This window comes from Pseudomonas sp. JL3 (genome assembly GCF_031570575.1).
In the GTDB taxonomy this organism is placed as follows: domain Bacteria; phylum Pseudomonadota; class Gammaproteobacteria; order Pseudomonadales; family Pseudomonadaceae; genus Aquipseudomonas; species Aquipseudomonas cucumis.
Genome location: NZ_JAKWJK010000024.1, coordinates 41,702 through 57,453, shown reverse-complemented (window position 1 = coordinate 57,453; position 15,752 = coordinate 41,702). Strand labels below are relative to the sequence as shown.

Genomic DNA, 15,752 nt, shown 5'->3' with positions numbered 1-15,752 from the left:
GATGTTTTTATTTTGATCAGGCCGCGTCCAAGCCTTGGGTTACTTGATCGCGTTTTACGCATTTTGTTTCCGGGTGTGTTTCTTTTGTTACTCAATGGCTGCGCCAGCATCAGCTATTACGGCCAATTGGCCAGTGGTCAGTTGCACTTGCTGCGGGCACGGGAGCCGGTTTCCAGTGTGATTGCCGATCCCGGCCGCGATCAGCAGTTGCGCGCGCATTTGGCCCAATCACAAAAGGCCCGGGCATTCGCCAGCCAACATCTGCACCTGCCGGACAACCAGAGCTACCGCCTGTACGCCGACATCGGCCGACCGTTTGTAGTCTGGAACGTCTTTGCCACACCGGAGTTTTCGCTGAAGCCGCAAAACCATTGCTTCCCCGTCGCCGGCTGCGTCGCCTATCGCGGGTATTACAGCCAGAGCGCTGCCCGCGGAGAGGCCGCGTTGCAACGACTGCAAGGTATGGACGTGTCGATTGGCGGCGTCGAGGCCTATTCGACGCTCGGTTGGTTCAACGATCCGATTATTAGCTCGATGATGGCGTGGGGCGACGAACGGTTGGCCACGCTGATATTCCACGAACTCGCGCACCAACGTTTTTATGTGAAAGACGACACCGAGTTCAACGAGTCCTTCGCCACGTTCGTCGAACAGGAAGGCACTCGCCAATGGCGCGCATTCCGCGGCCTGCCGCCGGATAATGGAGCCTTGGAGCAGCAACGTGATCAGTTCATTCAATTGGTTCTGGACACCCGCCAGAGGCTGGAGCGGCTTTACGCCCTGCCACTGCCTGCCGAGCAAATGCGTGAACGGAAAGCGGCAGAGTTCGAACAATTGCGCCGTGAATACCGGACGCTACGCGACAGCCAATGGGCCGGGAACAAACGCTACGACGCCTGGATCAACACCCCAATGAACAATGCCCGGCTGTTGCCGTTTGGTTTGTATGACCAATGGGTGCCAGCGTTTACCGCACTGTTCAGGCAGGTCGCTGGTGATTGGGTGAGGTTTTATGCGGCAGTGGAGAAGGTGGGCGCGTTGCCGGTTGGGGAGCGCAAGGCGGCGTTGAGGGCGTTGGCAGGATCAGCGAATTCCGGTGGCTGAACGGGCCCCTTCGCGGGCTTGCCCGCGAAGGGATTTGATCAGCGCTGCAAAAACGCCTGATGCAACTCATCCAGCGTCTCGAAGTGATACGCCGGTGCTTCGGCGCTCAACTCTTCGCGGCTGCCAAACCCATAACCCACCGCCGCCGCGTCCAGCCCATTGCTGCGAGCGCCGATCAGGTCGTGTTTGCGGTCGCCGATCATCAGGGTATTGGCCGGGTCCAGGCCTTCTTCGGCCATCAAATGCGCAATCAGCTCGACTTTGTTGGTCCGCGTGCCATCCAGCTCACTGCCGTAAATCACCTTGAAATGCCTGGCGAAGTCGAAGTGCCGGGCGATTTCCCGGGCGAAAACCCATGGTTTGGAAGTCGCGATGTACAGCTGTCGTCCTTGCCCACCGAGGGTTTCCAGCAGCGGCGTGACGCCGTCGAACACGCGGTTTTCATACAGGCCGGTGACCTTGAAGCGCTCGCGATAGAAGTTCACCGCTTCCCAGGCCTTGGGCTCGTCGAAGTCGTAGAACTGCATGAACGCCTGCAATAACGGCGGGCCGATGAAGTGCTCAAGCCTGGTCAGGTCCGGCTCATCGATGCCCAATTTGCCCAGGGCGAACTGGATGGAGCGGGTGATGCCTTCGCGCGGGTCGGTCAACGTGCCATCGAGGTCGAACAGTACGGTTTGGTAATGCATGAAAATTCCTGGGCAATAGCGAGACGCTTACCGTATTCAAAGAAGGCTTAGAGCTGGTCGTAGCCTTCGGCCAGATGCAGATCCTTGAGCTTCACGTAGTTCGCCGCGCTGTAGGTGAAAAAGGCTTTTTCCTTGTCGGTCAGCGGCCGGATCTGTTTCACCGGGCTGCCGACATAGAGGAAACCGCTTTCCAGGCGCTTGCCCGGTGGCACCAGGCTACCGGCACCGATAATCACATCATCCTCGACCACCGCACCGTCCATGACGATGCTGCCCATGCCGATCAGAATCCGGTTGCCCACGGCGCAACCATGCAGCATGACTTTATGCGCGATGGTCACATCGTCACCGATCAGTAATGGAAAGCCATCGGGGTTGAATGGCCCGGCGTGAGTAATGTGCAATACGCAGCCGTCCTGCACGCTGGTGCGCGCACCGATTCGGATGCGGTGCATGTCACCGCGGATCACCGTCAGTGGCCAGACGGAGCTGTCTTCGCCGATTTCGACGTCGCCAATCACCACCGCCGAGCCGTCGATAAAGGCGCCTTTACCCAGCAGTGGCGTGTGATTCTGATACTTGCGAAGGGTCACGATAGGGTTTCTCTCTGTTGCCGATAGCTGCGGTGAGCGTCGATTGTAATTAAGATGGGCGCATGTTTCTTCCCGCATGTTTTCCAGCCAAGGTGCCAACCGTGAGCGTGAACAACCCTCTTCTGCAGTCCTACGACCTGCCGCCGTTCTCGGCGATCCGTGCCGAACACGTGCAACCGGCCATTGAAAAGATCCTGGCTGACAACCGCGCCGCCATTGTCGAAATCCTCAAGACCCAGGGCAAACAACCGACCTGGGCCGGCCTGGTGCTGGCGATGGACGAACTCAACGATCGTCTGGGCGCCGCCTGGAGCCCGGCCAGCCACCTCAATGCCGTGTGCAACAGCGCTGAGTTGCGCGAGGCCTACGAGTCCTGCCTGCCGGCCCTGAGCGCCTACGCCACCGAGCTGGGCCAGAACCGTGAACTGTTCCAGGCCTATGAAGCGCTGGCCAACAGTCCCGAGGCCGCCGGTTTCGACGTGGCGCAGAAAACCATCCTGGAGCACGCCCTGCGTGACTTCCGCCTGTCGGGTATCGACCTGCCCGAAGCCGAACAAAAACGTTACGCCGACGTGCAGAGCAAACTGTCGGAGCTGGGCAGTCGCTTCTCCAACCAGTTGCTCGACGCCACCCAGGCCTGGACCAAACACATCACCGACGAAGCCGCCCTCGCCGGTCTGACCGATTCGGCCAAGGCGCAAATGGCCGCCGCCGCGCAAGCCAAAGACCTGGACGGCTGGCTGATCACCCTGGAATTCCCGAGTTACTACGCGGTGATGACCTACGCCCAGGACCGCACCCTGCGTGAAGAAGTCTACGCCGCCTACTGCACCCGCGCGTCGGACCAAGGCCCGAATGCCGGTCAGAATGACAACGGCCCGGTCATGGAAGAAATCCTCGACCTGCGTCAGGAACTGGCAAAACTGTTGGGCTTCGCCAGCTTCTCGGAGCTGAGCCTGGCTACCAAAATGGCCGAGTCCAACGATCAGGTGCTGAGTTTCCTGCGTGACCTGGCCAAGCGCAGCAAGCCGTTCGCCATCCAGGATCTGGAGCAACTCAAGGCCTATGCCGCCGAACAGGGTTGCGCGGATCTGCAAAGCTGGGACAGCGGTTTTTACGGTGAAAAACTGCGCGAACAGCGTTATAGCGTTGCCCAGGAAACCCTTCGCGCTTACTTCCCGATCGACAAGGTTTTGGGTGGGCTGTTCAGCATCGTCCAGCGCCTGTACGGCATCGAGATCGCCGAGCTGAAAGGCTTCGACACCTGGCACCCGGACGTCCGCCTGTTCGAAATCAAGGAAAACGGCCAGCACGTCGGTCGTTTCTTCTTCGACCTGTATGCCCGCGCCAACAAGCGCGGCGGTGCCTGGATGGACGGCGCCCGCGATCATCGCCGTACGATCAATGGCGTGCTGCAAAGCCCGGTGGCGAATCTGGTGTGCAACTTCACCCCGGCCGACAGTGGTAAGCCGGCCCTGCTGACCCACGACGAAGTGACCACCCTGTTCCACGAATTCGGTCATGGCCTGCATCACCTGCTGACCCGCGTCGAGCATGCTGGCGTGTCCGGCATCAATGGCGTGGCTTGGGATGCGGTCGAGCTGCCAAGCCAGTTCATGGAAAACTGGTGCTGGGAGCCGGAAGGTCTGGCGCTGATTTCCGGTCACTATGAAACCGGCGAACCGTTGCCTCAGGATCTGCTGGAGAAAATGCTCGCGGCGAAGAACTTCCAGTCCGGCCTGATGATGGCCCGTCAACTGGAGTTCTCGCTGTTCGACTTCGAATTGCATGCCACCCACGGTGACGGTCGCAGCGTGCTGCAAGTGCTCGAAGGCGTGCGCGACGAGGTCTCGGTCATGCGTCCGCCGGCCTACAACCGCTTCCCCAACAGCTTCGCTCACATCTTCGCCGGTGGTTACGCGGCGGGTTACTACAGCTATAAATGGGCTGAAGTATTGTCGGCCGATGCCTTCTCGAAATTCGAAGAAGACGGCGTGCTCAATGCCGAGACCGGTCGCGCGTTCCGTGAAGCAATCCTGGCGCGGGGTGGTTCCCAAGAGCCAATGGTGCTGTTCGTCGACTTCCGTGGCCGTGCGCCATCGATTGACGCACTCTTGCGCCACAGCGGCCTGAGTGAGGACGCGGCAGCATGAGTGAGGGACCTGTGATTACCAAAAAACGCTTTATCGCCGGGGCGGTCTGCCCGGCCTGCAGCGAGCCGGATAAGTTGATGATGTGGAACGAAGACACAGTTCCGCATCGCGAGTGCGTGGCATGCGGTTATTCCGACACGCTGAATGAACAAGGTCTGTCGGTACCCAAGGAATTGGGCACGCGGGTCAATACCTCGGCACTCAAGGTACCGGACGCCAAGGTCCAGGCGGTGCAGTTTTTCCCGAACCCGAAGTTGAAGAAGAAGCCAGACGAGCAACACTGAGTGCTGGCAACCACCTTCCACTGCGCCCTGCAGTGGGAGGTATTAGCTACTGGACATGGGCCGATTTGAACCAGTTCTTCATCGAGCAACTGGCAAATGGGCTCGTGCTGCAATCACCATTGGCCAGCGCCGTACGAAGTTTGTCGACATCGGCCTGCATCATGTAACGCACACCGTCCTTGAAATGGGTGCTGTCACCAAAGCCGCCCTGAGTCATTTCGTTCAAGGCATCTTCTTTGCTCCAGCCTTGTACTACCACCCGGTACATCGCGGCCATCAGGCCGGTACGATCCGAGCCGTGTTTACAGTGCATAAACACAGGGCCTTTGGCCTCGGCGGTCTGAATTGTGCGAAGGGCCTTGAGTACATCACTGTCATCCACGTGATTGGTGCGGTAGGGCAGCTGTATTTGGGTGATACCTGGCGTGGACAACCAGGTTGAATCCGCCTCTGGCAGGAAGTTGATAACGGTGTCGACCTTGAGTTTTTCCAATAGCGCTACCGCTCCGCGATCGGGCAATGCGCTGCGGTACAGCGTCGGAGACATTTGAAAGAGGTTGTATTTCGCCTCCACCAGTTGAGCCCATTCTGCAGAACGGGGTAAAGCAGTATCGTCAGCATAGGCAAGCGTCAGGTTGAAAAGTGAGGCCAACGACAAGAGAAGTGTCGCGGGTAAAAGGCACAGTGGAGACATGCTCAGGTGACCGTGAGGTGGTGAATAAATGACCGACAGTCTGAGCGTTGGACAATCAAAGGTCTGTGAGGACGCTGTCAAAGAATTGTGAATCAAACATTCGGATGGAGTTAATAGAAGCCTATAAAGCCAAGCCTGCAAGTAGTCTCATGCAGGCTTGGCCGCAACTATCAACTTCAGGGATTTACGATACTGGAATAAGCCTTGGCCAGGGCCAGCAGTTTAGCCTTGTCGTCACCATCGATGTCGCCATCACCGTCTACATCGCTGTTAATGGTCTTGATCGTGAAGGACTGGCCACCATCGCTGGAAACCGCTGTCACATAGACGGAATCAACTAGTGCTTCTGTCTGTACTTCATTTACCGCATCCCATCCCAACTCTTTACGGGCAAGCTGCATCGATACTTGTGCTTCGCGAGGATTGGTTATGCTTGGAGCCAATAGTTGTAAAAAAATACCGCGCTGGTTAAAAAATGACATGATTAAATCCTTTTAATTATTAATCCACGACAACTTCGTGTGACGGGATAGTACTGTCAGTTTTTATAATCGCGCCACTGGGCATCTGTTTCTGGTGATGACTGTTCGGGACGCACTTGATCCAGTAATTACTCATTAATTTATTACTGTTGTCTCGTATATAAAGCTGCCGAACGGCACTGGTTTGTTGCTCGCCCCTCAGATACTGTATACACATACAGCTATTGGACCTTTTCGATGAACACGCCTCTGCCACCCCGCGGTCGCGGCACCGCCACCAACCCGCACAACCGTTTCGCGCCTAACCGCTCGGTGGCCGAGGATGACGGCTGGTATCAGGAAGCGCCGATAACCCAAGGCACCGAGGTGCGCATCGAGACCGCGAAAACCATCATCACCCGCAACAATTCGCCGGATTTACCCTTCGACCGCTCGATCAATCCTTATCGCGGTTGCGAACACGGCTGCATCTATTGCTACGCACGGCCCAGCCACGCCTATTGGGACCTGTCACCGGGGCTGGATTTCGAAACCAAACTGATCGCCAAGACCAACGCCGCCGACGTGCTGGAAGAACAACTGTCCAAGCGCGGCTATCAATGCGCGCCGATCAATCTGGGTTCCAACACCGACCCTTATCAACCGATCGAGCGTGAACACAGAATCACCCGCAAAACCCTGGAAGTGCTGCTGCGCTACCGCCACCCGGTGACCATCATCACCAAGGGCTCGCTGATTCTTCGCGATCTGGACCTGCTGGCCGAACTCGCCGAGCAAAGGCTGGTAGCGGTGATGATCAGCCTCACCACGCTGGATGACGAACTCAAACGAACCCTCGAACCTCGCGCCGCAGCACCCAAGGCACGGCTGCGAGCGATCCGGGTAATGCGCGAAGCCGGTATTCCGGTGGGCGTTTTGTGTTCACCAATGATTCCGATGATCAATGACAGCGAACTCGAAAGGCTGTTGACCGAAGCCCATGCGGCCGGCGCGCAAAGTGCGGCCTACATGATGTTGCGCCTGCCGCTGGAAGTGGCGCCGCTGTTCGAAGAGTGGCTGGCCGCCCACTACCCTCAGCGTGCAGCTCATGTGTTGAGCCTGATCCGCCAAAGCCGTGGAGGCGAGCTCTACGACAGCCGGTTTGGCGCGCGAATGCGCGGTGAAGGGCCGTTTGCCGACCTGTTGGCGCAACGCTTTACCAAAGCCATCAAGCGCCTGGGGCTTAATAGTCAGGAAGGTTTCAATCTGAATTGCGAAGCCTTTTGTCCGCCGGGTCGCCAAATGTCATTGATTTAAAGACAATTGGCCCTATGGTTGAGCTGAGAAAACGATACACCGCGTTGAGGCTGGTCACGTTTTTTGCGACCTGGAACACTCGTTCTAGAGCGGTTTATTCAGTTTGAGTTAAGTTTCAACAGCTACCTTGTTCATCGAGTGACTGACGGGTCTTGCTTTTCGACCTGGATGTTTTTTAAACAGCCACTGGCTTCACATCGGACAAAACGGGAAAACTCCCTGACTCCGCCAAAGAGGATGAATCATGAGTGACAAGGATAAACAGCCGTTGGCTGTGTCGGCTTCAGCCCAACCCGAGGCGGAAACCGCCGATGCAGCGCTGCAGCATATCGTTGACGGCTTTTTGCACTTTCATCACGAGATCTTTCCGCAGCAGGAAGAACTCTTCAAAAAACTCGCCACGGCCCAGCGGCCTCGGGCGATGTTCATCGCGTGCGCCGATTCACGCATCGTTCCCGAACTGATTACCCAAAGCGCCCCCGGTGACTTGTTCGTGACCCGTAATGTCGGCAACGTCGTGCCGCCTTATGGGCAAATGAACGGCGGTGTTTCCACGGCCATCGAATATGCAGTGCTGGCGCTCGGCGTGCAGCACATCATTATCTGCGGGCACTCTGACTGTGGCGCCATGCGTGCAGTGCTCAACCCGCAAAGCCTGGAAAAGATGCCGACGGTAAAGGCCTGGCTGCGTCATGCGGAAGTGGCGAAAACCATGGTTCAGGACAACTGCCATTGCACTGACGAAAACGAGAGCATGCACATCCTCACCGAGGAGAATGTGATCGCTCAGTTGCAGCATTTGCGCACGCACCCGTCGGTGGCCTCGCGCATAGCCAATGGACAGCTGTTCATCCACGGTTGGGTCTACAGCATCGAAACCAGCGAAATCAAAGCTTACGACGCGGATCAGGGTTGTTTCCTGCCGCTTGATGGCAGCCATCCGATTCCGGTGGCGACGCCCAAAGCGCGCTTCTAAATCCTCTTTGTGTACTGTCTCGCAGTAGTTGCGAGACAGTACACCAGATCCCTGTGTGGTTTAGCCGAGGCTGCTGATCAGGCAGCCTGGCTTTGCCACGCCTGAAGAAAACTTCGGGAGAGTCACCATGCGTGCTGCTCAATTAAAAGCTGTTCTGCCACGGGAGCTGCTGGCTTCGGTGGTTGTATTTCTGGTCGCCCTGCCCTTGTGCATGGGTATCGCCATCGCCTCGGGGCTGCCACCGTCCAAAGGTCTGATCACCGGCATCATCGGTGGTCTGGTGGTTGGCTGGCTTGCCGGATCGCCGATGCAAGTCAGCGGCCCGGCGGCGGGTCTGGCGGTATTGGTGTTCGAACTGGTGCGCCAGCATGGTATCGCCATGCTCGGGCCGATCCTGCTGCTGGCGGGTTTTCTGCAGTTGGTGGCCGGGCGTTTGAAGCTGGGTTGCTGGTTTCGGGTCACGGCGCCGGCAGTGGTGTACGGCATGCTCGCCGGGATTGGGGTACTGATCGTGCTGTCACAGGTGCATGTGATGCTCGATGCCGTGCCCAAGCCTTCGGGGCTGGATAATCTGGCGGCTTTCCCCGCAGCAGTGATTCAGGCTTTGCCTTCGTTTGGCTGGCAAGCAGGTTTGCTCGGGTTGTCGACCATTGCCGTGATGTGGCTGTGGGAAAAACTGCGCCCGCACTCCCTGCGTTTCGTTCCTGGAGCATTACTGGGGGTCGGCCTGGCAACGGTCGCTAGCCTGGTGCTCGCATTGCAGGTCAAACGCGTGGAAGTCCCGGCCAACCTGGCAGAAGCCATCGACTGGCTGCGCCCGGCGGATCTGCTCAATCTCGCAGACCCGGCTCTGCTGATCGCCGCTTTCGCCGTGGCCTTTATCGCCAGCGCCGAAACCCTGCTCTCGGCCGCCGCCGTGGATCGCATGCACAGCGGCCAGCGCTCGGACTTCGACCGCGAATTGTCAGCGCAAGGTGTGGGCAATATGTTGTGCGGTCTGCTCGGCGCGCTGCCGATGACCGGGGTGATCGTGCGCAGTTCGGCCAACGTCCAGGCCGGCGCCACCACCCGACTGTCGACAGTGTTTCATGGCCTGTGGTTGCTGGCTTTCGTGCTGCTGCTATCGAGCGTGCTGCAAAGCATTCCGGTGGCGAGTCTGGCGGGGGTTCTGGTTTATACCGGTTTCAAACTGGTGGACCTCAAGGCCTTTCGCGGCCTGGGCCGTTATGGCCGGATGCCGATGTTCACCTATGCGGCGACCGCACTGGCGATCATCTTCACCGACCTGCTGACCGGCGTGCTGATTGGCTTCGGCCTGACGCTGGCCAAACTGGCCTGGAAGGCTTCGCGCCTGAAAATCAGCCTGATCGATCTGCCGGCGGACGGTGAGATGGAGCTGCGACTGGTGGGGGCGGCGACCTTCCTCAAGGTACCGGCGCTGACCCAAGTGCTGGGGAGCATTCCTGCAGGTGCAACGGTGCATGTGCCGCTCAATAACCTGAGCTACATCGATCACTCGTGCCTGGAGTTGCTTGAGGAGTGGGGCCGGGCCAATGCGGCCAAGGGTTCGAAGTTGTTAATCGAAGCACGGGGGCTGAAGCGCAGGCTTGAAGGACGGTTACGTACCACAACCGGAGTAGGCTCAGCCGCTTAAAAACAATGTGGGCGCAGGCTTGCTCACGAATGCGGTCAATCATTCAACATTAATGTCGACTGATCCGCCGCTTTCGCGAGCAAGCCCGTTCCCACAGGTGTTCAATTGCTACCGTTGAATCAAGCCGCTGGCTGATCCAGCTCAAGGCCCACGCCCAATTGACGCGACAGGCACGGCCAGCGCTTCCACGCGGCGCCGGTGTCCGGGCTGCTGAGTTTCTCGCGGTAGGCCTCTACCGATTCCAGCGCGAAACTTTCATCGTTAAGCATCTCATCCACGGCGTGATGCACCGCCTCATCCAGTTGATTGGCAAATTCCTCGCCGATCAATTGGTGAGCAATCAGGTTGGCAACAGTCATGTCCAAGGGGATCAATGGCTGGCCAAGATGCTTGATGTACAGATCGTTGACCTCTTCGACCAATCGATGTGCCAGATAAGCTTCGTCCAGCAGGCTGTCCAGGCCAACGTGACCGGCCATGATCGCCGGCGGCTGGAGAAAGAACTGCTCGGCGATTTTCAATACCGGCTTGATCTGCGATTCAATGCCCGCTTCCCTGGCGACTTCATTGGCTGCATCCAGCAGGTCCGGCACTTGTTCTATATACGCGGCCACAAAACGCGTCATTACGCCATTGGCATCGACATCCGGCAATTGGATGGCGGAGTGAAGGTGCGGCAATTGAGTTTCCAACTGACGAGTCAACAGGCCGGTCTCGGCCTCATGTTGTTGGGCTTTTTGGATCTGCTCGCGCAATGCGGCGGTGTTCATGAAAACTCCAGGAAACAAAGGCAGTGAAATAGGGGAAGACATAACGTAGCTGGCTTATGAAAAAGCCTAAGACGTATTTGTCATAATTATTTCATCCTTGAGACATCTACGTTATATCGATTTGCCACCACTCGTCTGCATCCTTCTCCATTCGTGACCTGGAACGCAAGCTCAACCTGTTTCAGCCGATTTACGCCATCACATTGCGAGGTGGCAGTCGCTGTCTATACTCGGTTCTGAATGGAGTTAGCTGATGACGCCCGACTGCATATGCAGCAAGGCTCGGCGATTCAAGTTCGTAGTCTGAAAAAGCCGCTCCCTTGCCGCAGGTGAAAGCCGGCGGGATAAAAAGAACTATAAGGGGAACCCGCAATGATGCGACATCCACAAGTCTGGATGGGCCTCCTGTTGTGGTCGATTTTCAGTCAGGCGCAAGCGGCCTGGACTGTGAATATGGCGCCTGGAGCGACTGAAATCAGTCACGCAGTATTCGATCTGCACATGACCATTTTCTGGATCTGTGTCGTGATCGGCATCATCGTCTTCGGCGCCATGTTCTGGTCGATGATGGTCCACCGCCGCTCTACCGGGCAGGTGGCCGCAAAATTTCATGAAAGCACCACCGTCGAAATTCTCTGGACCATCGTGCCCCTGCTTATTCTGGTGGCCATGGCGGTCCCCGCAACCGCCACCCTGATCCAGATGTACGACAACACTGAGCCGGATATCGATATCCAGGTCACCGGTTATCAGTGGAAGTGGCACTACAAATACCTGGGTCAGGACGTCGAATTTTTCAGCAACCTGACCACCCCCGCCGATCAGATCCACAACAAGGAAACCAAAGGCGAGCATTACCTCTTGGAGGTCGACAAGCCGCTGGTGCTGCCTATCGGTGCCAAGGTGCGCTTTCTGGTGACCTCTGCCGACGTCATCCACTCCTGGTGGGTGCCGGCCTTCGCGGTCAAGCGCGATGCGATTCCGGGCTTCGTCAATGAATCCTGGACCCGTGTCGAAAAGCCCGGCATCTACCGTGGCCAGTGCGCCGAGCTGTGCGGAAAGGATCACGGTTTCATGCCGATCGTGGTCGAGGTCAAGGAAAAGGCCGATTACGAAACCTGGCTGGCCGAGCGCAAGGCGGAAGCCGCACAGCTCAAAGAGCTGACCAGCAAGGAATGGACCCTCGATGAGCTCAAGGAGCGCGGCGACAAGGTCTATCACACCACCTGCGTGGCCTGTCACCAGGCCGAAGGCCAGGGCTTGCCGCCGATGTTCCCGGCGCTCAAGGGCTCGAAAATCGCCACCGGCCCGATCAAGGATCACCTGAACATCGTCTTCCACGGCAAGCCCGGCACCTCCATGGCGGCGTTCGGCAAACAGCTGTCGGAAGTCGATATCGCAGCGGTCGTGACCTACGAACGTAACGCCTGGGGCAACAACAAAGGCGACATGGTCACCCCTAAAGAAGTGCTGGAGCTGAAACAGGCGGAAAGCAAATGACCCGGTTAATTGCGCACGTAAGGAACCGCTCGGGGCATGACGCCCCGGCCCGCCCAGCCCATCCGTTTGCAGGAGACAGGCCATGACAGTTGTAGTCGATGACCATGTTCATACCGGCACCGCCCACGCCCACGGCCCCGCCAAAGGCCTGATGCGCTGGGTGCTGACCACCAACCACAAGGATATCGGCACGCTGTACCTGTGGTTTGCGTTCTCCATGTTCCTGCTGGGCGGCTCGTTCGCCATGGTGATTCGTGCCGAGCTGTTCCAGCCGGGACTGCAAATCGTCCAGCCCGAATTCTTCAATCAGATGACCACCATGCACGGCCTGGTGATGGTGTTCGGTGCGGTGATGCCGGCCTTCGTCGGCCTCGCCAACTGGATGATCCCATTGATGATCGGCGCGCCGGACATGGCCCTGCCGCGGATGAACAACTTCAGTTTCTGGCTGTTGCCGGCAGCGTTCCTGCTGCTGGTATCGACCCTGTTCACCCCCGGCGGCGGGCCGAACTTCGGCTGGACCTTCTATGCACCGTTGTCGACGACCTACGCGCCGGAAAGCGTGACGTTCTTCATCTTCGCCATCCACTTGATGGGGATCAGTTCGATCATGGGGGCGATCAACGTGATCGCGACCATCCTCAACCTGCGCGCCCCCGGCATGACGTTGATGAAAATGCCGCTGTTCGTCTGGACCTGGCTGATCACCGCGTTCCTGCTGATCGCGGTGATGCCGGTATTGGCCGGCTGCGTGACCATGATGCTGATGGACATCCACTTCGGCACCAGCTTCTTCAGTGCCGCCGGTGGCGGAGACCCGGTGTTGTTCCAGCATGTGTTCTGGTTCTTCGGTCACCCCGAGGTGTACATCATGATCCTGCCGGCCTTCGGTGCCGTCAGCTCGATCATTCCGGCCTTTTCGCGCAAGCCACTGTTTGGCTACACCTCGATGGTCTACGCCACGGCGAGTATTGCGTTCCTGTCGTTCATCGTCTGGGCGCACCACATGTTCGTGGTCGGCATTCCGCTGGTGGGCGAGTTGTTCTTCATGTACGCCACGCTGCTGATCGCGGTGCCCACCGGGGTCAAGGTGTTCAACTGGGCCAGCACCATGTGGCAAGGCTCGCTGACCTTCGAGACGCCGATGCTGTTCGCCGTGGCGTTCGTCATTCTGTTCTCCATTGGCGGGTTCTCCGGGTTGATGCTGGCCATTGCCCCGGCGGACTTCCAGTACCAGGACACCTACTTCGTGGTCGCGCACTTCCACTACGTGCTGGTGCCGGGGGCGATCTTCGGGATCTTCGCCTCGGCCTACTACTGGATGCCGAAATGGACTGGCCACATGTACGACGAAACCCTCGGCAAGCTGCATTTCTGGCTCTCGTTCATCGGCATGAACCTGGCGTTCTTCCCGATGCACTTCGTGGGCCTGGCGGGCATGCCGCGGCGGATTCCGGACTACAACCTGCAATTCGCCGACTTCAACATGGTGTCGTCGATCGGTGCTTTCATGTTCGGGGCCACGCAGATCTTCTTCCTGTTCATCGTGATCAAGACCATTCGCGGCGGCGAGCCGGCACCGGCCAAGCCGTGGGATGGCGCCGAAGGCCTGGAATGGAGCATTCCGTCACCCGCGCCCTATCACACCTTCACCACGCCGCCGGAAGTGAAATGAAACGCCTCGGTCCTGTGGGAGCTGGCTTGCCTGCGATAGGGCCAGCGCGGTGTGTCAGACATACCGCTATCGCGGGCAAGCCCGCTCCCACAGGATCGTGGGTGGAGGTTGGAAATCATGGCTGATTCGATTTCGACGAAGAAACTGGTCACCCGCCTGTTGCTGGTGGTGGTGGCGATGTTTGTTTTCGGCTTTGCCCTGGTGCCGATCTACGACGTGATGTGCCAGGCGTTCGGCATCAATGGCAAAACCTCCGGGCAGTATGAAGGCGAGCAAACGGTCGACGTCTCGCGGCAGGTTCGCGTGCAGTTTCTGTCGACCAACGCGGCCGACATGACTTGGGATTTCTATCCCAAGAGTAATGAGCTGACCGCTCACCCGGGGGCGGTGAACGAGATGATTTTTATCGCCCACAACCCGACTGATCGCCCGATGAGCGCGCAGGCGGTACCAAGCATCGCGCCCAGCAACGCAGCCGCGTACTTCCACAAGACCGAATGTTTCTGCTTTACCCAGCAAGTGCTGCAGCCCGGTCAGCGAATCGAGATGCCGGTACGGTTCATTGTTGACCGCGACATGCCCAAGGAAGTGAAGCACCTGACGCTGTCCTACACGCTGTTCGATATCACCGCACGTCATCCGCCCGTGGCTGTTGCAACAAGCACCGGTGGCTAGGCGTTAAAGCGTGCCCGATAAGGAGAACAATAAATGGCAACTCACGAACATTATTACGTTCCAGCCCAGAGCAAATGGCCGATTATCGCCACGGTCGGCATGTTCGTCACGGTGTTCGGCCTGGGCACCTGGTTCAACGACCTGAAGGCTGCGCGTCCGGAATCCCATGGCCCATTGATCTTTTTCGTCGGCAGCCTGCTGCTGGCCTACATGCTGTTCGGCTGGTTCGGTACGGTGATCAAGGAAAGTCGCGCGGGGTTGTACAGCGCACAGATGGACCGCTCGTTCCGCTGGGGCATGAGCTGGTTCATTTTCTCGGAGGTGATGTTCTTCATCGCCTTTTTCGGTGCGCTGTTTTATGTGCGCAACATCACGGGCCCGGCACTGGGCGGTGAAGGCACCAAAGGCCTCGCTCATATGCTGTGGCCAACGTTTGAATTCACCTGGCCGCTGCTGAACAACCCGGACCCGAAACTCTTTCCTCCCCCCAAGGAAGTCATCAGCCCCTGGGGCCTGCCGCTGCTCAATACCGTGCTGCTGGTGAGTTCCAGCGTCACCGTGACCATTGCTCACCACGCCTTGAAGAAAGGCCATCGCGGCGCACTGAAAATCTGGCTGGCGCTGACCGTGTTGCTCGGTTGCGCGTTCCTCGGTTTCCAGGCCGAAGAGTACATCCACGCTTACCACGAACTGGGCCTGACTCTGGGTTCCGGCATCTACGGCGCAACGTTCTTCATGCTCACCGGTTTCCACGGCGCCCACGTGACCATGGGCACCATCATACTGTTCGTGATGCTGATGCGGGTCATGCGCGGGCACTTCGATGCCGACCATCAATTCGGCTTCGAGGCGGCGAGCTGGTACTGGCACTTCGTGGACGTGGTGTGGATCGGTCTGTTCGTTTTCGTCTACGTGCTCTGAGCCTTGGTTCGCATGACTACCAAGGCACGTGAGACACCAACTGGCCGCTGAAAAAACCCCAGGCGATCAAGCCGACAGTGGTGGCGGCCAGCGCAACACGAACACTCAAGGCGATGACCAGGCGATTCGAGTGGCTGTCGTCCTTGACCAGAAAAAACAGGCCGCTGAACAGGCTGACAACCGTGGCAATCAGCATCAGGACGATGGCTGCTTTGAGCATGGTGACACTCCGGGGGACAGGCGATGCATTTGAGTATAGCTATCGCGATTACCGACTTTCTGGCGA

Annotated in this window: 16 protein-coding genes; 10 read left to right on the top strand and 6 right to left on the bottom strand. The window is 58.2% G+C overall.

The window, feature by feature from the left end; genetic code table 11:
- Positions 1 to 12 precede the first annotated feature (12 nt).
- On the top strand, positions 13 to 1,104 hold the full coding sequence (locus MMG91_RS26730) for an aminopeptidase (RefSeq protein WP_310661218.1): 1,092 nt from the start codon (positions 13 to 15) through the stop codon (positions 1,102 to 1,104).
- Between the two features lie 38 nt (positions 1,105 to 1,142).
- On the opposite strand, the gene MMG91_RS26725 is transcribed toward MMG91_RS26730, so the two are convergent.
- The gene (locus tag MMG91_RS26725) at positions 1,143 to 1,793 is read right to left on the bottom strand and encodes an HAD family hydrolase (protein ID WP_305447669.1); all 651 of its coding nucleotides are present in this window, start codon (positions 1,791 to 1,793) and stop codon (positions 1,143 to 1,145) included.
- A gap of 47 nt (positions 1,794 to 1,840) precedes the next feature.
- On the bottom strand, positions 1,841 to 2,386 hold the full coding sequence (locus tag MMG91_RS26720; protein WP_305447668.1) for a gamma carbonic anhydrase family protein: 546 nt from the start codon (positions 2,384 to 2,386) through the stop codon (positions 1,841 to 1,843).
- Positions 2,387 to 2,487: 101 nt separating this feature from the next.
- On the opposite strand from MMG91_RS26720, the gene prlC reads away from it, so the two are divergent.
- Together prlC and MMG91_RS26710 are read left to right on the top strand one after the other, a co-directional pair.
- Positions 2,488 to 4,539: an oligopeptidase A gene (gene prlC, locus MMG91_RS26715; RefSeq protein WP_310661217.1), complete on the top strand. Its 2,052-nt coding sequence runs from the start codon at positions 2,488 to 2,490 to the stop codon at positions 4,537 to 4,539.
- Positions 4,536 to 4,823, top strand: a complete 288-nt coding sequence (locus tag MMG91_RS26710; RefSeq protein WP_018927249.1) for a YheV family putative zinc ribbon protein — start codon at positions 4,536 to 4,538, stop codon at positions 4,821 to 4,823. The genes prlC and MMG91_RS26710 overlap by 4 nt, the downstream gene beginning before the upstream one ends.
- A 46-nt stretch (positions 4,824 to 4,869) precedes the next feature.
- On the opposite strand, the gene MMG91_RS26705 is transcribed toward MMG91_RS26710, so the two are convergent.
- Together MMG91_RS26705 and MMG91_RS26700 are read right to left on the bottom strand one after the other, a co-directional pair.
- Complete coding sequence (locus tag MMG91_RS26705; RefSeq protein ID WP_310661216.1) at positions 4,870 to 5,517, bottom strand: dual specificity protein phosphatase family protein; 648 nt, start codon at positions 5,515 to 5,517, stop codon at positions 4,870 to 4,872.
- A gap of 176 nt (positions 5,518 to 5,693) precedes the next feature.
- Positions 5,694 to 5,999, bottom strand: coding sequence for a hypothetical protein (locus MMG91_RS26700; protein ID WP_019651194.1), 306 nt, complete (start codon positions 5,997 to 5,999; stop codon positions 5,694 to 5,696).
- A 237-nt stretch (positions 6,000 to 6,236) separates the two neighbouring features.
- Here MMG91_RS26700 and MMG91_RS26695 point away from each other — a divergent pair, with 237 nt between their 5' ends.
- The 3 genes from MMG91_RS26695 (at position 6,237) to MMG91_RS26685 (ending at position 9,925) form a co-directional block, all read left to right on the top strand.
- Positions 6,237 to 7,295 (top strand): PA0069 family radical SAM protein, encoded by a 1,059-nt coding sequence (locus tag MMG91_RS26695; RefSeq protein WP_310661215.1) that lies wholly within the window; start codon positions 6,237 to 6,239, stop codon positions 7,293 to 7,295.
- A 244-nt stretch (positions 7,296 to 7,539) separates the two neighbouring features.
- Complete coding sequence (locus tag MMG91_RS26690) at positions 7,540 to 8,271, top strand: carbonic anhydrase (RefSeq protein ID WP_052963582.1); 732 nt, start codon at positions 7,540 to 7,542, stop codon at positions 8,269 to 8,271.
- Positions 8,272 to 8,398: 127 nt separating this feature from the next.
- Positions 8,399 to 9,925, top strand: a complete 1,527-nt coding sequence (locus MMG91_RS26685) for a SulP family inorganic anion transporter (protein WP_310661214.1) — start codon at positions 8,399 to 8,401, stop codon at positions 9,923 to 9,925.
- A 119-nt stretch (positions 9,926 to 10,044) separates the two neighbouring features.
- Here MMG91_RS26685 and MMG91_RS26680 read toward each other — a convergent pair whose 3' ends face one another.
- Entirely contained in the window at positions 10,045 to 10,695 is a 651-nt protein-coding gene (locus MMG91_RS26680; RefSeq protein ID WP_310661213.1) for a hypothetical protein, read from the bottom strand.
- Between the two features lie 372 nt (positions 10,696 to 11,067).
- Here MMG91_RS26680 and coxB point away from each other — a divergent pair, with 372 nt between their 5' ends.
- The 4 genes from coxB to MMG91_RS26660 all read left to right on the top strand — a co-directional run bounded on the left by coxB (position 11,068) and on the right by MMG91_RS26660 (position 15,466).
- Positions 11,068 to 12,195: a cytochrome c oxidase subunit II gene (gene coxB / locus MMG91_RS26675; RefSeq protein WP_305504022.1), complete on the top strand. Its 1,128-nt coding sequence runs from the start codon at positions 11,068 to 11,070 to the stop codon at positions 12,193 to 12,195.
- 82 nt (positions 12,196 to 12,277) lie between these two features.
- The gene (gene ctaD, locus MMG91_RS26670; protein WP_030129647.1) at positions 12,278 to 13,870 is read left to right on the top strand and encodes a cytochrome c oxidase subunit I; all 1,593 of its coding nucleotides are present in this window, start codon (positions 12,278 to 12,280) and stop codon (positions 13,868 to 13,870) included.
- 117 nt (positions 13,871 to 13,987) lie between these two features.
- Positions 13,988 to 14,545 (top strand): cytochrome c oxidase assembly protein, encoded by a 558-nt coding sequence (locus MMG91_RS26665; RefSeq protein ID WP_310661212.1) that lies wholly within the window; start codon positions 13,988 to 13,990, stop codon positions 14,543 to 14,545.
- A gap of 33 nt (positions 14,546 to 14,578) precedes the next feature.
- Complete coding sequence (locus MMG91_RS26660; protein WP_305447660.1) at positions 14,579 to 15,466, top strand: cytochrome c oxidase subunit 3; 888 nt, start codon at positions 14,579 to 14,581, stop codon at positions 15,464 to 15,466.
- A gap of 16 nt (positions 15,467 to 15,482) precedes the next feature.
- Here the strand turns inward: MMG91_RS26660 and MMG91_RS26655 are convergent, their stop codons facing one another.
- Entirely contained in the window at positions 15,483 to 15,686 is a 204-nt protein-coding gene (locus tag MMG91_RS26655) for a twin transmembrane helix small protein (RefSeq protein ID WP_030129650.1), read from the bottom strand.
- Positions 15,687 to 15,752 lie beyond the last annotated feature (66 nt).

Excerpts from the sequence above, each read along its gene's own strand:
- MMG91_RS26725 (WP_305447669.1), bottom strand. The coding sequence starts at position 1,793 with ATGCATTACCAAACCGTACTGTTCGACCTCGATGGCACGTTGACCGAC.
- MMG91_RS26710 (WP_018927249.1), top strand. The coding sequence starts at position 4,536 with ATGAGTGAGGGACCTGTGATTACCAAAAAACGCTTTATCGCCGGGGCG.
- MMG91_RS26705 (WP_310661216.1), bottom strand. The coding sequence starts at position 5,517 with ATGTCTCCACTGTGCCTTTTACCCGCGACACTTCTCTTGTCGTTGGCC.
- MMG91_RS26700 (WP_019651194.1), bottom strand. The coding sequence starts at position 5,999 with ATGTCATTTTTTAACCAGCGCGGTATTTTTTTACAACTATTGGCTCCA.
- MMG91_RS26695 (WP_310661215.1), top strand. The coding sequence starts at position 6,237 with ATGAACACGCCTCTGCCACCCCGCGGTCGCGGCACCGCCACCAACCCG.
- MMG91_RS26690 (WP_052963582.1), top strand. The coding sequence starts at position 7,540 with ATGAGTGACAAGGATAAACAGCCGTTGGCTGTGTCGGCTTCAGCCCAA.
- MMG91_RS26685 (WP_310661214.1), top strand. The coding sequence starts at position 8,399 with ATGCGTGCTGCTCAATTAAAAGCTGTTCTGCCACGGGAGCTGCTGGCT.
- MMG91_RS26680 (WP_310661213.1), bottom strand. The coding sequence starts at position 10,695 with ATGAACACCGCCGCATTGCGCGAGCAGATCCAAAAAGCCCAACAACAT.
- coxB (WP_305504022.1), top strand. The coding sequence starts at position 11,068 with ATGATGCGACATCCACAAGTCTGGATGGGCCTCCTGTTGTGGTCGATT.
- ctaD (WP_030129647.1), top strand. The coding sequence starts at position 12,278 with ATGACAGTTGTAGTCGATGACCATGTTCATACCGGCACCGCCCACGCC.
- MMG91_RS26665 (WP_310661212.1), top strand. The coding sequence starts at position 13,988 with ATGGCTGATTCGATTTCGACGAAGAAACTGGTCACCCGCCTGTTGCTG.
- MMG91_RS26660 (WP_305447660.1), top strand. The coding sequence starts at position 14,579 with ATGGCAACTCACGAACATTATTACGTTCCAGCCCAGAGCAAATGGCCG.
- MMG91_RS26655 (WP_030129650.1), bottom strand. The coding sequence starts at position 15,686 with ATGCTCAAAGCAGCCATCGTCCTGATGCTGATTGCCACGGTTGTCAGC.